Genomic DNA, 16,639 nt, shown 5'->3' with positions numbered 1-16,639 from the left:
CCAGCAAGGCGAACCCCTCGGCCGCAAGGCGAACCCTGCCGCTCGAGGGTTCGTCTTGAAGCCGTCCCACGAGGAAGGGCGCACCGCTCGGGGGTACGCCCTCACGTCCGCGCGGGGGTTCGCCTTCAGCTGTGCCCGGGGTGCTTCGCTCTGGCCCTCTTCGCCTTCTTGCGCTCGAGCGCCTGCGCGGCCGCCCGCACCCTGTCGGCCTCCTGCTCATCGCGGAGGAGCTCGAGGTACCGCACCGGGTACTCGTCGGCGAGCCGCCGCCGCGCCCGGGCCCGCGGGTTCGCGTCCGGGAGGAAGAACCCGCGGCGCGCAGCCTCACCGGCGAGCACCAGGTGCAAGAACTGCTCTTCACGCTCAGCCCGCGATCGGAAGGTGCCCACGCGCTTGAGGTAGGCGGCGCGGCTCTCCTCGGCCGGGGCGTACTGATACCGGTCCGGCTCGCGCACGACGTCGGGCAGGACCCGCAGCGCCTTGCGCGCCAGCTCCGGGGAGCGGATCGCGTACGCCTGGAGCTCGTAGTCCTCGCCGCGCGAGGCGGCGGGCTTGGACCCGGCAGTGACGAACACAGCGACAGCCTCAGCGAACTCCGGCGTGCTCATCGAGCGGTACAGCTCGATCTGCCGGGCGACTTCGGCCGGATCGGGGTCAGCGCGGCGGGGGCGTCGTGGCTCCTCACCGGCGGGCCCGGGACTGTGCTGCGGTGCCGCCATGCGGGCTGGCCCTCCTGGAATCGCTCGCGGCCGGCCAGAGCCGACAGTGGCTGATGCAAGAACGAGGCGACCGCGCCCCCCGTGTGCCGGATCGTCCCGGGAGCGACCAGTCCCCGACCCCTGGGCCCTCTCGAGCGCAGTGGGCTTGGCGCGTTCCCCGCGGCCGCTCCCGGCCCCAACCAGAAGTGGGCCCGGAACCGCGGGGCGCTGCCTGCGACGGTGGGCGGCGGCCACCTCTTCCTGCGGATGATACCCGCGCGATCTCCACAGAGCGCACGGTCAGAGCACTCTCCGGTCGTGCGCGCCGATCCGCTGGTCACGTCCTCCACGGCCGGGGCGATCTTGCTGGGCTTCCAGATCAGGTCATAGGTGGTCTGCGAAGCGGCGAGAACGGCCGCGACACCCGCGAGGGCGGGGAGCGGACCGTGCTGGAACTGGGCCAGTCCGCCGGCGGACGCCACGGTGGCGACGCCGCCCACGAGCGCGGCGACGACAGCCACGACCCGCTTGATACCGGCGGACCACTTCGGCTTCTGGACGATGGCGGTCAGGGGCGGGAGGAGAGAGCCGACCGCGGAACCGGTGGCGATGAGATCGAGTGTGCTGCTCATGAGGCCTTCCCTTGGGGTGGAGGGGTGGGGTGGGACGGCCGGGACTGTGCCGCAGGGCGGCCGCTTGCGTCCCGGCCGGCCGAGGCCTGGCTCAGTGCGTCTCGGTGAGATCGTCGGCGAGCTCCGGCGGCGGGGCCGGTACAGGCTCGTCGTGCAGCCTGGTGAGCATGGCGCGCAGGCGGTGGATGTACTCGACGGCTGCGGCCTTCCAGCGCCGCGACTGCCGCTGTTCCTCTTCCAGCCGCTCGACGCGGCTCTCGAGCGTGGTCACCCGCTCGAGGGTCTGGGTGTTGGTCGCGCGCTGCTGCTCCAGCAGCCTGGTGAAGCCCTCGGTCACGGTCTGCACGACGGTCACGTACGTCTGGCCCTCGGCTGTGTGCGCGTCCGTCTCGGCCTTGCGGGTGTCCTTCCGGTACACCAGCCACGCTCCGCCCAGCACGCCGGTCATACCGAAGAGGGGGGTGAGGACAGGCGCCAGAGAGGTGAGCCACTCCATGGCGCCTCCTCGGTCATCAGTCATCGGTCGGGGTGCGCGGGAGCCGGGACCCCGAGAGGTCCGCGGCTCCCCGCAAACCCGAACGCTGCACGACCGGGCACGCTTACGTCGTGGCCTGACCCGCGGTCAGGGCGCAGGCACCGTGACCGGGGTGATGTCGGTGATCTCTTGACCGCAACACCCGCAGCTCGCCCGGTAGATGGGCTCGGCAGCGTTGGGGAACAGGTTGATGGTGCGTGCCTGCTCTACGAGGACGCATCCCACGGTGTGGCAGACCACGATGCACGGGGTGGGGGTGGGTTCTATTTCGTCGGGCATCTCTGTCTTCTCCTTGGTTATCGGGCGAGCATCATCCACATGAGGGTCGTGGTGGCGTTGTCCTTCCGGTTGATCCAGAGCGTGAAGCCGTCGGAGCTGATGTTGCTCGCGCTGACCATGACGACGGTGCCGGGAACGGTGCTGTTCGCGGTGACCAGCACGGTGTAGGACCCGGCAGACGCGATCGGCACACCAGTGAGGGTGATGCTGGTGGGGGTATTGGGCACGGGGGTGATCAGGGTGTTGCCCCACGCCATGTTCCCCGGGGTCATATTGCCGAGGACCTTCAGGTCACCGGAGACCGTGGTGAGGTCGGTGTCGATCGTGGCCGTTGTCTGTGCGCCTACCTGCCGCAGGGTGAGGCCGTAGTCAATGATGTCGTCGGTCTTCGGGCCGAGCACGGCGAGCGACGTCTGAGACCCGTTCGGCTCGACCCGGTCGGGCGCAAACTCGAGGGCCGAGCCGGTGTAGAAGATCAGGGTTCCGCTGGGGTTTAGGACGATGCGGTGCCCGTTCGCCGAGCTCTGGACCGTCTTGCCGGTGATGGCGTTGGCGTCCAGCTTGTCGGCTGTGATGGACCCGGCGACTACCAGCGCGTTGTCGATGGCCTTGCGCATCTTGACGTTGGTGACGCACCAGTAGCCGGCCGCCGTGGTCGGTGTCGTCTGGCTGGTCCCGACGCCGAAGGCGGCGAGGTACTTCCCGGCCGGGATCGTGATCAGGCCGCTGATCTTGGTCCAGGTCTGCGCCGCGGAAGGTGCGGTGTTGCCGATGGACGGCCAGAAGACGTTCCCCCCGGACGCGTCCCAGGTCGAGAAGAAGAAGCGAATGTTGCTGTTACAGGTGCTGGACGCGACGACCCACGCCTCCACGTAGGCCCCGTGCTCCTATCTGTGACCTCAGGTGCAAGGTAGACGTAGGAGCGCAGGTCAGCAGCACAGCGGCCATGGTGGAGAGGCCGCCGGTTCGAGAGAGCCGACTGCGCCGATGACCTGCGCCAACCGCACCAGTTGGCCCCTCAGGTCGCAGATAGGAGCACAGGGCCGCTTTGTCGTAAATCCCGCGACGGGCGCTAGCGGTCGGTGGCCTTGGGGTGGCCGGTGGACGCCTGGTCCATCCAGACCGTGCGGCGCTCGACGTCGACCAGGTACCAGATTCTCCCACCGGCCGTGACCTCGATCTGCCACCTGTCCATCGTCTCGCCACGGTGCGTGCCGCGGGCCAGCTCGCCCCTGAGCCGGTGGTGGCGCTCGGTGCGGGTGGCCGGGGCCGGGTCGGTGCGCATCTGGTTCCAGGCGGCGCGGGTGTTGGTCGCGGCCTGGCTGCTGAGCTGGTCCCATCCCTTGGCAGCCTCGCCGTTGGCGAAGCGGATGTCCCACTCGTCCTCGGCGGGTGGTGGCGCGGCGCGGTCTCCGCGCTTTGGGCTCACGCGGCGGCTCCGGGCTCGGGAACGGGAACGGGCCCGAGGTCCTCGCCGGAGTCGGTGGTCAGGGCGGCGTACAGCTCGGGGTCGGCATGCACCTCGGCGGTGTGCCGCCACTCGGCGATCAGCTGGGCGACGGCGGCGGTGTTGTCGAGCTCGTCGGCGGCTTGCAGCGCGTCGACCAGCTCGACCGAGAACTCCCGAACGTCGTGGGCGGGCAGGTACTGCACCCACGGGAACGTCGCCGGCATCACGTCCAGGACCAGCGTGCGGCCCTCCGGCGTGCGCATCATCTCCACGAACATGCGGCTGGTCGCGCCCATCACCTCATGGTCCTGCTTGGCGCGTGCGGCCGTCGTCAGCACCAGGTCCTCGTCGTCCCGCCGCCGGAGCAGTATCCGGCGAGACCCACGCAGCGCGGCCAGCGTCAGCTTGGGCCTGTTCAGCAGCTCCGACAGATTCATCTCCAGCAGACTCATGACTTGAAGTTTAATTGACAAGTCTGGCGAGCGGCGGATGAACGCGGATCACACCACCCGTTCGGGTACTGCTTGAGATCCCCACGCGTCCATGCCGACCACCCCACCCGCAGGTCAGCGCCCAGGTGATGCTCGGCTTGCCGCACCGGGCAGGGCGGCAGCCTCTGCGCGAGGCCGCGTCTTCACGGGTGACGGCTGACGTACGACGGGTGACGCAGCCGTTTGCGGCTCCGACTTCACCGGTGAGGGCGGCAGCTCGTCGGGGCGGACACCTGCCGCCACCACTCGGTCCGGGCGTCATCGAGCCGGGCGGTCCGCGGCGGACGTTCTCAGCTGTCGCGGTCCTCAACCTCGCCTTGCGCCGTCCAGGTCTTGCGCACGCGCTCGGCGCCGTCGGTCTCCTCGATGAGCCGGATCACCACGGACGGGTTGCTGCCGTAGAGCCCGACCCACTCCGTGTACCGATCCTAGGCGGAGCCCGGAACGGTCCACTCGCCCTCGACGGCCGGGCCGCCCGCCTCGAACTGCAGCCGGACGAGATGCCTGGTCCCCATGTGCTGCTCCTCGCCTCGGTGATCGTCTCCATCATCTCGTCCGCGCCCGCCGGCGGCATCGGGACTGGTGGCATGACGTGCCGGACGGCCTCGCCGACGTCCCGTGCGGTGACGGCATGTCCGCCCCCGACCCGGCCCCGCCCCAGATCCGGGTGCTCCTGCCGGACGGCCAAGAGCTGCTTGGCAGCTCCATGGGCGACGACAGTGGCAGCTTGGCGGGTGGATGTACTGGGTGGGGTTGCCCATGTGGGCCATCGATTCAGTGAGCGAGGGGGTCGAGCCGCGGGAGTACCGGGTGTGGCTGACCCCGGAGCAGGCCCAGCCTGTCGAGGGCGCCTCGTACGAGCGAGTCCCGACATACGCCCTGTACGGGGAGCACCAAGGCGCTCAGGCTTCCGACCGGTGGGCGTGGAAGATCCAGCGAACGCGCCCTCGGGACGGGCGCCCCGGACGGGTCGTTGTGCACGTCTGGGACTGCCCCGACGCGCCCGCCGACGGCCCCGAGGTCGACGTGCACGAGGCGCTCGACGTCCTGCGCTCCACCGCCGGCGCGGTCACATGCGCGGACTGCAGCGCCACTGTGGCCCTCGATCCGCTGCGGTAGGCGCGGGTGGTTGGCCTACCAGATCGACACGTTCGTGGTCTGCTGGTGGTAGACCCCGGCGCGCACGTACGGGGAGACGATCATCGTGGGGGTGCGCGACCCGTAGCCGTAGTCGTTGACCATCGGCGGGGCGACGTGGTCCCAGAAGCCGCCGGCCTCGTCGTAGGTGATGAAGATGGCCGTGGAGTTCCAGTCGGGGCTCTTGGCGACGGCGTCGGCCACCTGTCCGACCCAGGCGTCAGGGTTGCCGAGGTCCTCCTCCGGCTCGCCGCTGTAGTCGCCGCCGGGGCGCAGGAAGGAAAAGTCGGGCAGGTTGCCCGAGGACACGTCGGTGAAGAACTGGTCCACGGTGGACAGGTCCGTCAGGTCCGGCGGAACGATCTTCTCCATCCCTACGAGCACGGCGTCTACAGGTGTCTACTTGGGCGGCTCCGGGTGCTGCTCGCCAGGCTGAGGTACCAGTCCGGCCCCGGATTGTTGCTCCAGGCTGGGAACGGTCGCCTTGACCGCGCACGCGTCCGCAGGAAGCTGCTCGAGCGCCTGGTGGGCCTCGGGCAGTTGCGGGGTGGCGATGTGCAGGATCGCGGTGTAGTTGCCGCGGCAGCCGCTGACGGTGAGCGAGGTGGAGGACCAGCGGGTCTCCACCTCGCAGAACCCGGCTTCTTTCAGCATGGCCACGGTCTTGGCCGCGAGCTCCCGGTCGGTCTCCTTCAGTGTCTTTCCGCTGTTGTTGGCCACGGTTGTTCTCCTACGGAAGAAGGACCAGGGCGACATTGCTGTCGGCGTTCTCCGAGCGGCCGCCCGGGTCCTTCGAACCGGAGCCGGGCAGGTAGTAGAGCATCGAGTGCGTGCCCGCGCCGAGCAGCCCAACTGCCTGGTCGACCAGGCTCTGCACCGTGGACACCCCCCCCGGGCACGGCCGCGTTGAGCTGGTCGTTGATGCCGTTCCTGCAGATCGGCTGCCCGCCGTCGTAGTGGTAGGACCAGCCGTCGACGTAGCCGTGGAGGTGCCTGGCTGCATCGAGGTAGAACACCAGCCAGTAGGAGATGGTGCCGTCCGCGTTGGTGCAGTACCCCGGCGTGGTGATGTGGAAGGGAACGAAGATGCGCACGAGCATGTCCCACGGCCGGTGCCGGGCGGGGTTGCTCCCGTAGTAGGGGACGTTCGTCCAGAACACGCCCTGGGCCTGGATGGGGCCTGAACGGTGCGCGGGTGCGTGGATGATGTTGTCCACCGCGCCGGTCACCAGCGGGTTCGACAGCACTTGGGCGAAGTTGATGATCGTCTCGTTGTCCTGCCGGTTCCACGACAGCGTGGCCGCGCTGTTCCCGCCCCGCGATATCCAGGCCCAGCCGCCGAGCGGATAAGGCTGGTTGTAGTTACTGAGCCCGGATCCACCGGCTTGATTCCGGAGTGAGCGTTTCGGGGGTTGTCCTGGCGGTCGGCGAGATGATCTGGCCGTTCGGGCAGGGAGTACTCGCTGGTCTGCCCAGCTCTTCCACGTGTTCGGTGCTCTCGGGCCCTTGCGGGCGGGGTGGTCAGGACTTCTCAGGCGGTGGGTGGCGGTCCGTGCACCAGGTCGAAGAGCCGGGTGAAGTCGTCGGCCCAGGGCCAGTGTTCGGGCAGGTGGAGAGTGAGACGCCGGGCCGAACGGGCCAGGCGGGCCGGCACGCCGATCAGATGGTCGCGGATCGTTTCGGTGGTGGCCTTGGCGTGGAACGCGGACGCCAGGGCGCCGGCGGCGCGGGTTAGATTGTGCGCGAGAGCGGCCAGCGCGAGCCAGGCGGCGTTCGCCTGGAAGTGCCCGGAGGGGGCGTGGGCGAACGGGCCGTTCTTCAAGTCCGCGATCGCCTGTTCCACGACAGCGTGCCGCCTGTGATCACGCTCGGCGTCCGTCAGCGGGAGCGGAGAGTCGGTGAACGCGGCGTGGTAGCGCCAGGTGTCGAAAAGCGTGCCCTGCCCCTCGGGCAGGGCCGCCGGGTTGAGCCGTTTGACGCGGCGCACGATCAGACGGGCGGTGACCTGCTGCTTCTTCGGCTTGGAGGTGAAGGCGGTGTAGCTGGTCTCGGCTATCTCGGCGTCCGAGATCCAGCCCTGTCCCTCCTCGTCCCACACCGCCTTGGGGTACTTGATCGCCTTCCACGCGGCTTCGTCGATGCCCGCGATCGCGGCCTTGATGGAGGCGTTCATCCGCACCGTGACCGAGAACCGGACGCCCAGGGCCCGGCAGGCGTTGACGACATCGGCGCCGTAGAACGCGGAGTCGGCCCGCACGACCAGCAGCCCGCTCGCGCCGCACGCTCGCGCGGTGCGGATCGATTCGGCGACGAACGCAGCCGCACCCCGGGCGGAGTTGGACGGTCCCTTGCGCAGGCGGGTGGCGGCGATCACCGGAGCGGCCAGCGGGGTGGAGACGATCCCGACCAGCGCGTTCAAGCCCTTGACCTTGCTGTATCCATAGCCGGCTCCCTGCTTGGCGTAGCCGTAGGTGCGGCGGATCGTGTCGTCGATATCCACGTAGGCCACCTGGTCGGCGCCGGGCAGCAGCGGGGTGTGCACGGCCAGGTGGGGCAGGAACCGGCGGGCCACCGCGTGCAGTTGCTTCACGTGTCCGTGACTGAAGGAGCGCAGGAACGAGCCCAGCGTGGACGGCGCCCGCACCCCGCTGAACAGCCGCGGCAGCCCACCGTGCCGCAGCCGGTCCATGTCATCGATGCTGTCCGACCCGGCGACCATGCCACCGACCAGCGACATCAGCTTCGCCGCGGGGAAGGCCCCGGTGCCGTCCTTCGAGGCCGGCAGCCGGACGTGCTCGTCGACGAGTGCGGGCAGTGCGCACCGCTCGGCCAGCCGTACCACCGGGGCCAGCCCGCCGTAGCCGACCAGATTCGGATCATCAAACCGTGCGGAGACCCTCGCCGCGGCATGGGAAGATTGCATCTCGGAAGTGCCTTGCCGATCGTGCGTGCTGGAAGCCTGAAGAACTCCCGTCATCGCAGGTCACAAGGCACTTCCTCGTTTCTGGAGAAGCTATCCACAGGCATCAAGCCGGTGGATCCGGGCTCAGTCGCTAGGAAACGTGCACGGTTTGTCAGCCAGCTGCATCCAGCGGGCGAAGCAGCGTGGCACCTGATGGGCGGGGCATGCGATGTTGAGCGACTCGCTCATCACGACGACTGGAAAAGATCTTGATGCGCGCGGGAAATAATCTTCGATGCCGTGTCCCCGTGCCTGATCAGCGCGCTCCGTCGGTGCGTGTCCGTTTCTGACCAGACCTGCCACGCCGGACCTCGACCGCGGGACGTACAACCATCGCCCGGCTTGGCATGTCTGAGTCTCTGTCACAGGCCAGCCCTCTCGGTTGGCTTTCCGAATCTGTGCGCCGGGAAGGAAGATCCGATCGCTGTTCCCGGCGCTTCTCCAACGGAGATCGCATGCGTATTCGCGCTACTGCGGCCGTTGCCGTCGTCTGCGGCGCCGCACTGACCGGCGCTGCCATCCCGGCCGCCCAGGCGGCTGGCACCCTGGGTGCCGCGCGCCCCTGGCAGCTCGCCGGCCACTCCGCGCCCACCACGTGGAAGTCCGCCTTCGCGGCATCCGCTACCGCGGCCGCGCCGTACCCGCTGGCGGTGACCTTCTCGAACGTGAAGGTCGCCGGCGGCAAGCCCGCCGTGTCCGTGGGCACCAGCGCCATCGTGCACGTGCCCTACAGCTTCACCCTCACCGCGACCAACGTCGACGTCTCCGCTTCCGACTTCTACGTCGGCCTGGATCTGTACCGGGGCTCCGCCACTTCCCCGTCGGCCGACCTGTACGGCGACCAGCCGGCGACGTGCACCGTGACCTCCTCCCAGTCCTCGCCCGAGAAGGTCGTCACCGTGGAGACCTGCAAGGGGACCGTCGACATCTACCCGAAGTCCGACCTGCGCAACGCCGACGCCGGAACGAGTTGGCACTCTGTGGCCTGGGCCATCGCCTACAACGGGCAGAACCCCAGCAACCCCTCGGACGTCAGCAAGATCGGCACCGCTGAGTTGACCGGGCAGCGCTCCCCCGCCGTCCAGCGCTTTTCCAAGCTCACCGTGAATGCCGCGCCCGAGCCGGTCAAGAAGGGCAGGACGCTCACCATCACCGGTCGCCTCACCCGCGCGAACTGGGAGACCCACACGTACGCCGGTTACACGGGCCAGAAGGTCAAGCTGCAGTTCCGGAAGAAGGGCACCAACACCTACACGACTCTCAAGACCATCAGCACCGACAGCCACGGCAACCTGAAGACAACTTACAAGGCGACGGTCGACGGTTACTGGCGCTACTCCTTCGCGGGTACGTCCACCACCCCGGCCGTCTCGGCCGCGGGTGACTACGTCGACGTCAAGTGATCACACGCCGAACCTGGTCCTGCGCCGCGGAAGCCCGTGCACACTGTGCGGAGCCCGCACGCAGGACCGAAACTGCTGCCGCGCACCGGAGCGGTGGCCAGTTCGTCCAACCGCCTCGGTGGCATTGAAGGCTCCCCTCCCTGAAGGGAGGGGATTCTCCACCCTCCAGGGTTGAGCGGGGATGTACGGCTCAGGCTGCCACCGGAGCCAGCGGCTCAGGTGGTCTTACGCCCTCGACACCGTCCGGGTTCCAACCTGCCCGGACCAGCATCACGCGGGCGGAGTTCTTGTCCCTGGGGGACACGGCTGCGCACACGGTGCAGGCATACGTTCTCATCGAGAGAGGGAGTGCGTGCTTGGTTCTCGCCCCGCACGTTGCGCAGTCCATCGTGGTGTGCGCCGGGTGCACGAGACGGACGTCCCGTGCGTGCTTGCGGCCCATCTCGATCAGGGCACGCTTCGTCGCCGCGATGGCCGCGTCGGCCGCCTTGCGGGCCATGGTGGTCTTCGCGAGGAACTTCGGGCGGAAGTCCTCCACCGCCACTCCGTCATGATCGCGCATGACGGCCTTGGCCCACTTGCGGCCGGTGTCCTCCCGCTGCCGCGCGATCTTCCTGTGCAGCTTCGCTGCCTGTGCCTGCGCCTTCCGGTAGCCGGTGGATGCACGCTGTCCTTTCGGTCGCCGGCGCCGGGCCATCATCCGCTGGTACTTCGCGAGCCGCTGAGCGGACCGCTTGCCGTGTTCGGCATGCGGAAGGTCGTAGGCGTCATCCGTGGTGGTCGCGGTCTCCTTCACACCCCAGTCCACGCCCAGGACGTGGCCGGTCTCCACAAGCGGCTCGACCTGGGCCGGGGCGACGAAGGAGGCGTACCAGTGCCCGAGCGTGTCCTGGTACACGCGCACACTCGACGGGTCGGCCGGAAGAGCCCGCGACCACACCACGCTCAGCACGATCTGGCCCGCAAGGTGCAGACGGCCCTCCTTGAGGCGGAAACCGCGCCGGGTGTAGTTCAGCGACGGTCGGCTGTCACGCTTGCGCTTGAAGCGGGGCATCCCCGCCCGGCGGTGCTGCGCAAGCCCGTCCTTGATGTCCTTCAGCGCCTTCGCCCTCGACCTGGCGAAGTCCCGGATCACCTGCTGCTGCGGCACGCTCGCGCCCTCAGCCAGCCACGCTGTCACCCCGCGGGCGTCGGTCAGCATCCTGTCCAGCTGCGCCGGACCACACGTCAGCTTCTCGCCGCCCGCTCTGCTCTGCGCGTGGGCCTGCCGGGACTTGGCCACGCATTCGTTCCAGATCCAGCGGCAGCGATCCCACTCGGCTTCGAGTGCGCGCCGGGCTGTCTTCGACAGGCGTACACGGAAGGTGTACCGGGCATGCCCGGTGTCCTTCGTGGTCGCTTCTGTCGTCATGCATCCGAACCTACCTGGGAGGACTGACAGTTGAGAGTTCTTGACCGTTGTGGGCGGCATCACGGCCGTGCGGGGTGGACGCCGGATCGCCCTGACGGCGATCCGGCTGTCCCTGCCCTGCTCCGCAGGAGTCCGATTCCTCCCCGGCCTGAAGGCCGGGGCATCCTCGGAGAAAGCCGGTGAACAATCGCTGGCTCTCGTCACTGCTTCCGGCCCGGCCGTCGGGGAGGTCGCTGATCGCGTAGCGATGGTCATCGATCTCTTTAGCCGACGCCACGGGTGGTCCTGCGGCGGTCAGCCTCCCGGCCTCGGCCGCGATGTGCGTCCCGCGGCCGCCGGAGTCGAGGAGCGGCAGCCCGTCGGCAGCCTTTCCCCATCGCCGGGTCCTCTCCCCGACGCGAAGTTTCCCACCCCAACTGGAGCGGTCCCGCGCGGCGTGCGAATGAAGCGCGGGACCGCCATGCCCTGCTGTCCTGTCAGAGCCGGGCAGTGGAACAGTACGAAGTGCTCCCTGACTCCGCATGCTGTGCAGCGCGTTCGAGTGAGCGCCGGCAATGCCACCCCGGGACGGCTCGGACGCTATCCCCCGTGTTTGTTAGCCCTCCCGCACGGCCGCGTCGGACACCGCTGCCACGATCATCCAGGCCCGCGGGACCCAGGCAGCCCGCACCGCGGGACATCCGCGCACCGCCTGCAGATGATCCGCCTGTCCCACGGGACGGAAGCACCGGCCACAGGCCCCGGCATGCCACTGCTGTCGATGATGGGCGCGTTCCGTGACCCCGTCATACATGGCAGGAAGTTGATGACGACTCAGCACCGCACGCACCACCCCCGCCGTCGCCTTGGTGCGGTGACCGTTGCAGTTCTCGGCGCTGCGGTGTTGACCGCGTGCAACCCGGGCGCGACCAACTCCTCCGGCGCAGGCGGCGCCGGCCCAGCCGCCGGGGCGGCCATGAAGACCCTCGCGCTGGGACAGCCGAGCCCAGGGGACCAGGAGATCTCCCGGTACGGCAAGACCGCGAGATTCTCCATCACGCCCCTCAAGGTGAAGGCAGGCTCGCACAGTGACGTGCGGGAACTAGGGAACGATCCCAAGTACGCCAACAAGCGGCTGGTGTGGGTGTACGTCCACGTCCGGGACGTGGGGGGCCCGACTATCAAGGGGCCCATGGTGATGACCGACATCGGTGTCGAGACCAGCATCGGCAAAGCGACCCGCCTGATCCTCATCGGCGACCTGAGCAGCAGGCCCAACGACTGCGTCAGCGAGAACCCTGACCTGATCTGGCGGAAGGGCAACAGCTGGACGGCCTGCGAGCGGTACGTGATCGACGCCAACGCCAAGGTCACCAAGATCACGTACTTCCAGGGCTACTACAACGACCCCCTCAAGTGGACCGTGACCCGGTGATCGCGCATCTCTCGACGACCACGGGCTGGGACGTTCCCGGGTCGGGCTGACGACCAACTGTGCCCTCGGTCCTCCCGCTGGCGCATCTGTGCCATGACCAACGGCGACACCTCTCCGGTATGGCTGGCCGGAAAGTTAACACTGCATCATCTGCCGGTACTGCACCCGCAAACACGGCGGTGAATTCACATTGCCCTTCATATCTTCTCGTAGAGGACGGCTGACGGCACTCGGCATCACAGCGGCCATGCTGTCCCTTTCGACCACAACATCCGCAGACGCGCAGCCCGTTGGGCAGGTGGAGAGCACGGCACCGGCCGGTGCATCCGGCCCGGCCGCAGCGGCCCCGCAGCCCGGCCCACGTACCGTCACCCTGATCACCGGTGACAAGGTCGTGGTCACGCCCGCCGGAGGCGCCGGCACCGTGACGGTGAGCGGTCCGCACGGTGAGCCCATCGCCGCGCACACCGACACGGTCGGCAAGGACCTGTATGTGTACCCCGAGTCGGCCGCGCCGTACGTCACCGCCGGACTCCTCGACAAGGAGCTCTTCAACGTCACCCAGCTGGTGGCCGACGGTTACGACGACGCCCGGGTGAACCGGCTGCCGCTCCTCGTCACCTACATCCGCAACTCTGCCGCCCGCGCACAGGCCGCACCACGCGGCGCGGCCCGGGTCCGCACCCTTTCCAGCATCAACGGTGCAGCTCTCACCGAGGACCACGGCAAGGCAGCCGAGTTCTGGTCGGCGATCACCTCAAAGGTGAGCGCATCCGCGATGGCCCGCAGCAGCCCCCTCCTCGCCTCGCCCGCACCCAGGCCCACCCTGGCCGGCGGTATCTCCAAGATCTGGCTGGACGGCAAGGCCAAGGCGACCCTCGCCGACTCGACCGCGCAGATCGGTGCACCCGAGGTGTGGCACGGCGGCAACACCGGCCAGGGCGTGGACGTCGCCGTGCTGGACACCGGCGTCGACGACGGTCACCCCGACCTGGTCGGCCAGGTCGCAGAGGCGACCAGCTTCGTACCCGACCAGGACCCCGGCGGCGGTGGCGGCCCCCAGGGGCAGGCGACCGCCGACACGGACACCGTGGACCGCCACGGACACGGCACCCATGTGGCCTCCACCATCGCCGGTACCGGCGCGGCCTCCAGCGGCAAGGAGAAGGGCGTCGCCCCCGGCGTCCGGCTGCACGTGGGCAAGGTCCTCAACGACTCCGGCCAGGGACAGGACTCCTGGATCCTGGCCGGTATGGAGTGGGCCGCCCGGGACGCGCACGCCAAGATCATCAGCATGAGCCTGGGCGGGAGCCCGTCCGACGGGTCCGACCCGCTCAGTCAGGCCGTCAACCAGCTCAGCGCCGAGACCGGAGCGCTGTTCACCATCGCCGCCGGAAACTCGGGCCCGAACTCGCAGACGGTCGCTGCGCCCGGCGCCGCGGACGCGGCGCTGACCGTCGGCGCCGTGGACGGCAACGACCAGCTGGCCTACTTCTCCAGCCGCGGCCCCCGCTGGTCGGACAGCGCGCTCAAGCCGGAGATCACCGCCCCCGGCGTCGACATTCTCGCCGCCCGCTCGCGGTACGCCGGCGGCACCGGCGACTACACGACGATGAGCGGCACCTCGATGGCCACCCCGCATGTCGCCGGAGCCGCCGCGCTGCTGGCCGCAGAGCACCCCGACTGGACCGGCCAGCAGATCAAGGACGCCCTGGTCAGCACCTCCAAGCCGACCCCGGACTACACCGCCTTCCAGGCCGGTGCCGGCCGCGTGGACGTCGCGGCCGCCACCAAGGCCACCCTGTTCGCCACCGGTACGGTCTCCCTGGGCCGACACCCCTGGCCCGCCGAGCCCGGCGCGACGGCCGACAAGACGGTGACGTACACCAATACCGGTGACGCCCCGGTGACGCTGGACCTCGCGGTCTCGGCCCCGAAGGCCCCCACCGGCCTGTTCACCCTGTCCCAGGACAAGATCACCGTCCCGGCGCACGGCACCGGTACGGTCACCGTGACCGCCAACGTCGACCAGGCCGCCCGGGGGAAGAACTACGACGCACGTATCGACGCCTCGGCGGCGGGCGTGCACCTCGCCCACACCGCCGTCGGCTTCACCACCGCCAACCAGACCTTCAAGGTCACCATCATGCCCAAGGACCGGTCGGGCGCGATCTACACAGGCCCCGCGGATCTCATGGGGGCGTCCGACGAGGACTCCGACCCCCTTGTGAACAACTGGGATCTCCCCCTCGGCCTCTTCACCGGCACGTCGCCCGGCGTGATGACCCTCGAACTGCCGGCCGGCACCTGGTCGCTGGGCGAGTGGATGCAGGTCGAGGGCGTTCATGGTCCACAGTCCCGCGGACGCGCCCTGGTCATGGCGCCGGAGTTCGACCTGGACCACGACACCACCATCGTGCTCGACGCCCGCAAGGCCCGCCAGATGAAGCTGCTGACCCCGCGGGAGTCCACGAGCACCGCGCTTCGGGTCGACTACACCCGGACCTTCCCCGGTGTGAGCAACCAGGTCGTGTCCTTCCTCGCGCCGCGCACGGAGGACAGCCTCTGGGCGACGCCGACCCCAAAGGTGACCAAGGGAACCTTCGACGTCCGTACGCGGTGGCGCAACGAGCAGCCCGCGCTGAAGATCTCCATGGGCGGCACGTCGTTCGACGACCTGCTGGTGCGGCGCGGGACCAAGCCCCTGTCCAAGGGTTCGCACCGGCTCGAGCCCGTGTATGTGGGGCAGGGCGCCGCGGCGGACTACACGGGACGTGACGTCCGCGGCAAGGCCGTCGTCGTCGACCGTAACGACACGGTGGGGCTGCCCGACCAGGCGGCCACCGCAGCGGCAGCGGGCGCCCAGCTGCTCCTCGTCGTCAACGACGGCCCCGGCCTCGTGGAGCCGCTTGCCTTCGACAGCATTGCGCCGCTGAACATCGCGACGCTGGACCAGGAGGAAGGCCGGCGCCTGATCTCCCAGGCCACCAAGGCCAGCACCGCACTGGACGTGTACTCCAACCCGACCACTGAGTACCTCTACGACGTGGTGCGGAAGTACCACAACGAGATCCCGGCGGATCTCTCCTACCGTCCGGACACCAGCGACCTTGCGCGGGTCGACATGTCCTTCCGCAACTACCGCCCCGCCCCGGCGACGGACTTCCGCTACGACGTGTGGCCGGAGTCCGATTGGTGGGCCATCGGGTGGCCGGAGATTCCGGGGCAGGGCCAGGGCAATCGCACCGACTACGTGTCCCCCGATGTGCAGTACCAGGAGAGCGCGATGGTCACCGGTGAGACCCGGGTCATCGCCGCGGACAAGCACTACAGTGCGGGCAGCCACACGGCGGAGAACTGGTTCTCCCCGATCCAGCGGCCGCGCATCTCGTACGGCAGCACGATGCTGTCCCGCCAGGACGACGCCCTGTTCGCGTTCGTCGCCGGATGGGGCGACGCGGGCGCCGACCGCGTGGGATACGCCTCGGACCCGGGTGTCCAGGCGAGCACGTCGATCTACCAGGGCGACACCCTGCTCGCCCAGACGCCCAACTACTACACCTATGCGACCGGGCTGAAGCCCGAGCGGCTTCCGTACCGGATCGTCTCGGAGTTCTCCCGGGGCACCTGGGTCAGCCCCTACTCCACCCGCACCCGCACGGTCTGGGACTTCACGTCCGCGGCTGGTCAGCGGTACCAGAACCTGCCCTTGCCGCTGGTCCAGCTCGACTACGACGTCAACACGGACTTCTCGGGCAAGGCGGGCCGCGACGCGGCGTTCACCATCAAGCCGGCCAAGCCGGGCCAGTGGCCGACCGCCTACGCGGAGCTGCCTCCGGCCGCCTTCCATGACGTGACCCTGCAACTGTCCTACGACGACGGCGCCACCTGGCACGAGGCGCACCTGGCCCGGACGCCCGACGGCCGTGGCTGGCGGACCGAGCTGAACGCCCCGAAGGACGCCCGCTTCGTCACCCTGCGGGCAAGCGCTCGTGACTCCGACGGCAACGCCGTGGAGCAGACCATCACCCGGGCCTTCGGCCTGAAGTGACGCCAGCTCACCACCGCTGAGAACGGAACGCAGCCGCCGGGGGCGGGGCCAAGACACGGTCCCGCCCCCGGTCGGCGTACCGGGCACCCTGCGGTGCGTCATGCCCGGAGGAGTGGGATTTCACGTCCGCTGCTGGTCAGCGGTTCCAAAATCTGCGGATCAACCAGTAGACGCGT

At 69.1% G+C, this 16,639-nt stretch carries 17 protein-coding genes; 5 read left to right on the top strand and 12 right to left on the bottom strand.

All coding sequences use genetic code 11. The annotated features are described in order from the left end of the window. Window positions 1–125: 125 nt before the first annotated feature. From ACQEXA_RS54910 to ACQEXA_RS54880, 7 genes are all read right to left on the bottom strand, one after another. Window positions 126–575, bottom strand: a complete 450-nt coding sequence (locus ACQEXA_RS54910) for a hypothetical protein (protein WP_433133902.1) — start codon at window positions 573–575, stop codon at window positions 126–128. Window positions 576–604: 29 nt separating this feature from the next. After that, window positions 605–1,330: a hypothetical protein gene (locus ACQEXA_RS54905; protein WP_432921072.1), complete on the bottom strand. Its 726-nt coding sequence runs from the start codon at window positions 1,328–1,330 to the stop codon at window positions 605–607. 91 nt (window positions 1,331–1,421) lie between these two features. Next, window positions 1,422–1,826: a hypothetical protein gene (locus ACQEXA_RS54900; protein ID WP_432921075.1), complete on the bottom strand. Its 405-nt coding sequence runs from the start codon at window positions 1,824–1,826 to the stop codon at window positions 1,422–1,424. Between the two features lie 126 nt (window positions 1,827–1,952). Next, window positions 1,953–2,144: a hypothetical protein gene (locus tag ACQEXA_RS54895; protein ID WP_361005811.1), complete on the bottom strand. Its 192-nt coding sequence runs from the start codon at window positions 2,142–2,144 to the stop codon at window positions 1,953–1,955. Window positions 2,145–2,161: 17 nt separating this feature from the next. After that, window positions 2,162–3,016: a hypothetical protein gene (locus tag ACQEXA_RS54890; RefSeq protein ID WP_433133901.1), complete on the bottom strand. Its 855-nt coding sequence runs from the start codon at window positions 3,014–3,016 to the stop codon at window positions 2,162–2,164. A gap of 200 nt (window positions 3,017–3,216) precedes the next feature. Next, window positions 3,217–3,573, bottom strand: a complete 357-nt coding sequence (locus tag ACQEXA_RS54885; protein ID WP_432921081.1) for a hypothetical protein — start codon at window positions 3,571–3,573, stop codon at window positions 3,217–3,219. After that, window positions 3,570–4,046 (bottom strand): DUF6247 family protein, encoded by a 477-nt coding sequence (locus ACQEXA_RS54880; RefSeq protein ID WP_432921084.1) that lies wholly within the window; start codon window positions 4,044–4,046, stop codon window positions 3,570–3,572. The genes ACQEXA_RS54885 and ACQEXA_RS54880 overlap by 4 nt, the downstream gene beginning before the upstream one ends. A gap of 816 nt (window positions 4,047–4,862) precedes the next feature. Here ACQEXA_RS54880 and ACQEXA_RS54875 point away from each other — a divergent pair. After that, on the top strand, window positions 4,863–5,204 hold the full coding sequence (locus tag ACQEXA_RS54875; RefSeq protein ID WP_433133898.1) for a DUF6233 domain-containing protein: 342 nt from the start codon (window positions 4,863–4,865) through the stop codon (window positions 5,202–5,204). A gap of 15 nt (window positions 5,205–5,219) precedes the next feature. On the opposite strand, the gene ACQEXA_RS54870 is transcribed toward ACQEXA_RS54875, so the two are convergent. From ACQEXA_RS54870 to ACQEXA_RS54860, 3 genes are read right to left on the bottom strand one after another with little or no spacing between them, the layout of a single operon-like run. Further along, entirely contained in the window at window positions 5,220–5,594 is a 375-nt protein-coding gene (locus ACQEXA_RS54870) for an alkaline phosphatase family protein (protein WP_433133895.1), read from the bottom strand. 27 nt (window positions 5,595–5,621) lie between these two features. Further along, window positions 5,622–5,942: a hypothetical protein gene (locus ACQEXA_RS54865; RefSeq protein ID WP_433133893.1), complete on the bottom strand. Its 321-nt coding sequence runs from the start codon at window positions 5,940–5,942 to the stop codon at window positions 5,622–5,624. Between the two features lie 10 nt (window positions 5,943–5,952). Further along, entirely contained in the window at window positions 5,953–6,099 is a 147-nt protein-coding gene (locus tag ACQEXA_RS54860) for a hypothetical protein (protein WP_433133891.1), read from the bottom strand. Between the two features lie 326 nt (window positions 6,100–6,425). Here ACQEXA_RS54860 and ACQEXA_RS54855 point away from each other — a divergent pair, with 326 nt between their 5' ends. Further along, window positions 6,426–6,572 carry a hypothetical protein gene (locus ACQEXA_RS54855; RefSeq protein ID WP_433133888.1) on the top strand — a complete coding sequence of 49 codons (147 nt, stop codon included), beginning with the start codon at window positions 6,426–6,428 and terminating at the stop codon, window positions 6,570–6,572. A 181-nt stretch (window positions 6,573–6,753) separates the two neighbouring features. Here ACQEXA_RS54855 and ACQEXA_RS54850 read toward each other — a convergent pair whose 3' ends face one another. Next, window positions 6,754–8,145: an IS1380 family transposase gene (locus ACQEXA_RS54850; RefSeq protein ID WP_433133885.1), complete on the bottom strand. Its 1,392-nt coding sequence runs from the start codon at window positions 8,143–8,145 to the stop codon at window positions 6,754–6,756. A 494-nt stretch (window positions 8,146–8,639) separates the two neighbouring features. Here ACQEXA_RS54850 and ACQEXA_RS54845 point away from each other — a divergent pair, with 494 nt between their 5' ends. Then, a complete protein-coding gene (locus ACQEXA_RS54845) occupies window positions 8,640–9,587 on the top strand; it encodes a hypothetical protein (protein WP_432921101.1) in 948 nt (315 codons plus the stop codon). Between the two features lie 190 nt (window positions 9,588–9,777). Here the strand turns inward: ACQEXA_RS54845 and ACQEXA_RS54840 are convergent, their stop codons facing one another. Next, complete coding sequence (locus ACQEXA_RS54840) at window positions 9,778–10,998, bottom strand: RNA-guided endonuclease InsQ/TnpB family protein (RefSeq protein ID WP_433133883.1); 1,221 nt, start codon at window positions 10,996–10,998, stop codon at window positions 9,778–9,780. 853 nt (window positions 10,999–11,851) lie between these two features. On the opposite strand from ACQEXA_RS54840, the gene ACQEXA_RS54835 reads away from it, so the two are divergent. Both ACQEXA_RS54835 and ACQEXA_RS54830 read left to right on the top strand, forming a co-directional pair. Beyond that, window positions 11,852–12,412, top strand: a complete 561-nt coding sequence (locus tag ACQEXA_RS54835; protein WP_433133881.1) for a hypothetical protein — start codon at window positions 11,852–11,854, stop codon at window positions 12,410–12,412. A 298-nt stretch (window positions 12,413–12,710) separates the two neighbouring features. Continuing rightward, window positions 12,711–16,463, top strand: coding sequence for a S8 family peptidase (locus ACQEXA_RS54830; protein ID WP_433133189.1), 3,753 nt, complete (start codon window positions 12,711–12,713; stop codon window positions 16,461–16,463). The last annotated feature ends 176 nt before the right edge of the window (window positions 16,464–16,639 follow it).

The organism is Streptomyces sp. CA-106110 (assembly GCF_050936285.1).
Taxonomy (GTDB): Bacteria; Actinomycetota; Actinomycetes; order Streptomycetales; family Streptomycetaceae; genus Streptomyces.
This window is presented reverse-complemented; position numbering and strand designations above follow the sequence as displayed.

Excerpts from the sequence above, each read along its gene's own strand:
- ACQEXA_RS54905 (WP_432921072.1), bottom strand. The coding sequence starts at position 1,330 with ATGAGCAGCACACTCGATCTCATCGCCACCGGTTCCGCGGTCGGCTCT.
- ACQEXA_RS54900 (WP_432921075.1), bottom strand. The coding sequence starts at position 1,826 with ATGGAGTGGCTCACCTCTCTGGCGCCTGTCCTCACCCCCCTCTTCGGT.
- ACQEXA_RS54895 (WP_361005811.1), bottom strand. The coding sequence starts at position 2,144 with ATGCCCGACGAAATAGAACCCACCCCCACCCCGTGCATCGTGGTCTGC.
- ACQEXA_RS54880 (WP_432921084.1), bottom strand. The coding sequence starts at position 4,046 with ATGAGTCTGCTGGAGATGAATCTGTCGGAGCTGCTGAACAGGCCCAAG.
- ACQEXA_RS54870 (WP_433133895.1), bottom strand. The coding sequence starts at position 5,594 with ATGGAGAAGATCGTTCCGCCGGACCTGACGGACCTGTCCACCGTGGAC.
- ACQEXA_RS54855 (WP_433133888.1), top strand. The coding sequence starts at position 6,426 with ATGATGTTGTCCACCGCGCCGGTCACCAGCGGGTTCGACAGCACTTGG.
- ACQEXA_RS54850 (WP_433133885.1), bottom strand. The coding sequence starts at position 8,145 with ATGCAATCTTCCCATGCCGCGGCGAGGGTCTCCGCACGGTTTGATGAT.
- ACQEXA_RS54845 (WP_432921101.1), top strand. The coding sequence starts at position 8,640 with ATGCGTATTCGCGCTACTGCGGCCGTTGCCGTCGTCTGCGGCGCCGCA.
- ACQEXA_RS54840 (WP_433133883.1), bottom strand. The coding sequence starts at position 10,998 with ATGACGACAGAAGCGACCACGAAGGACACCGGGCATGCCCGGTACACC.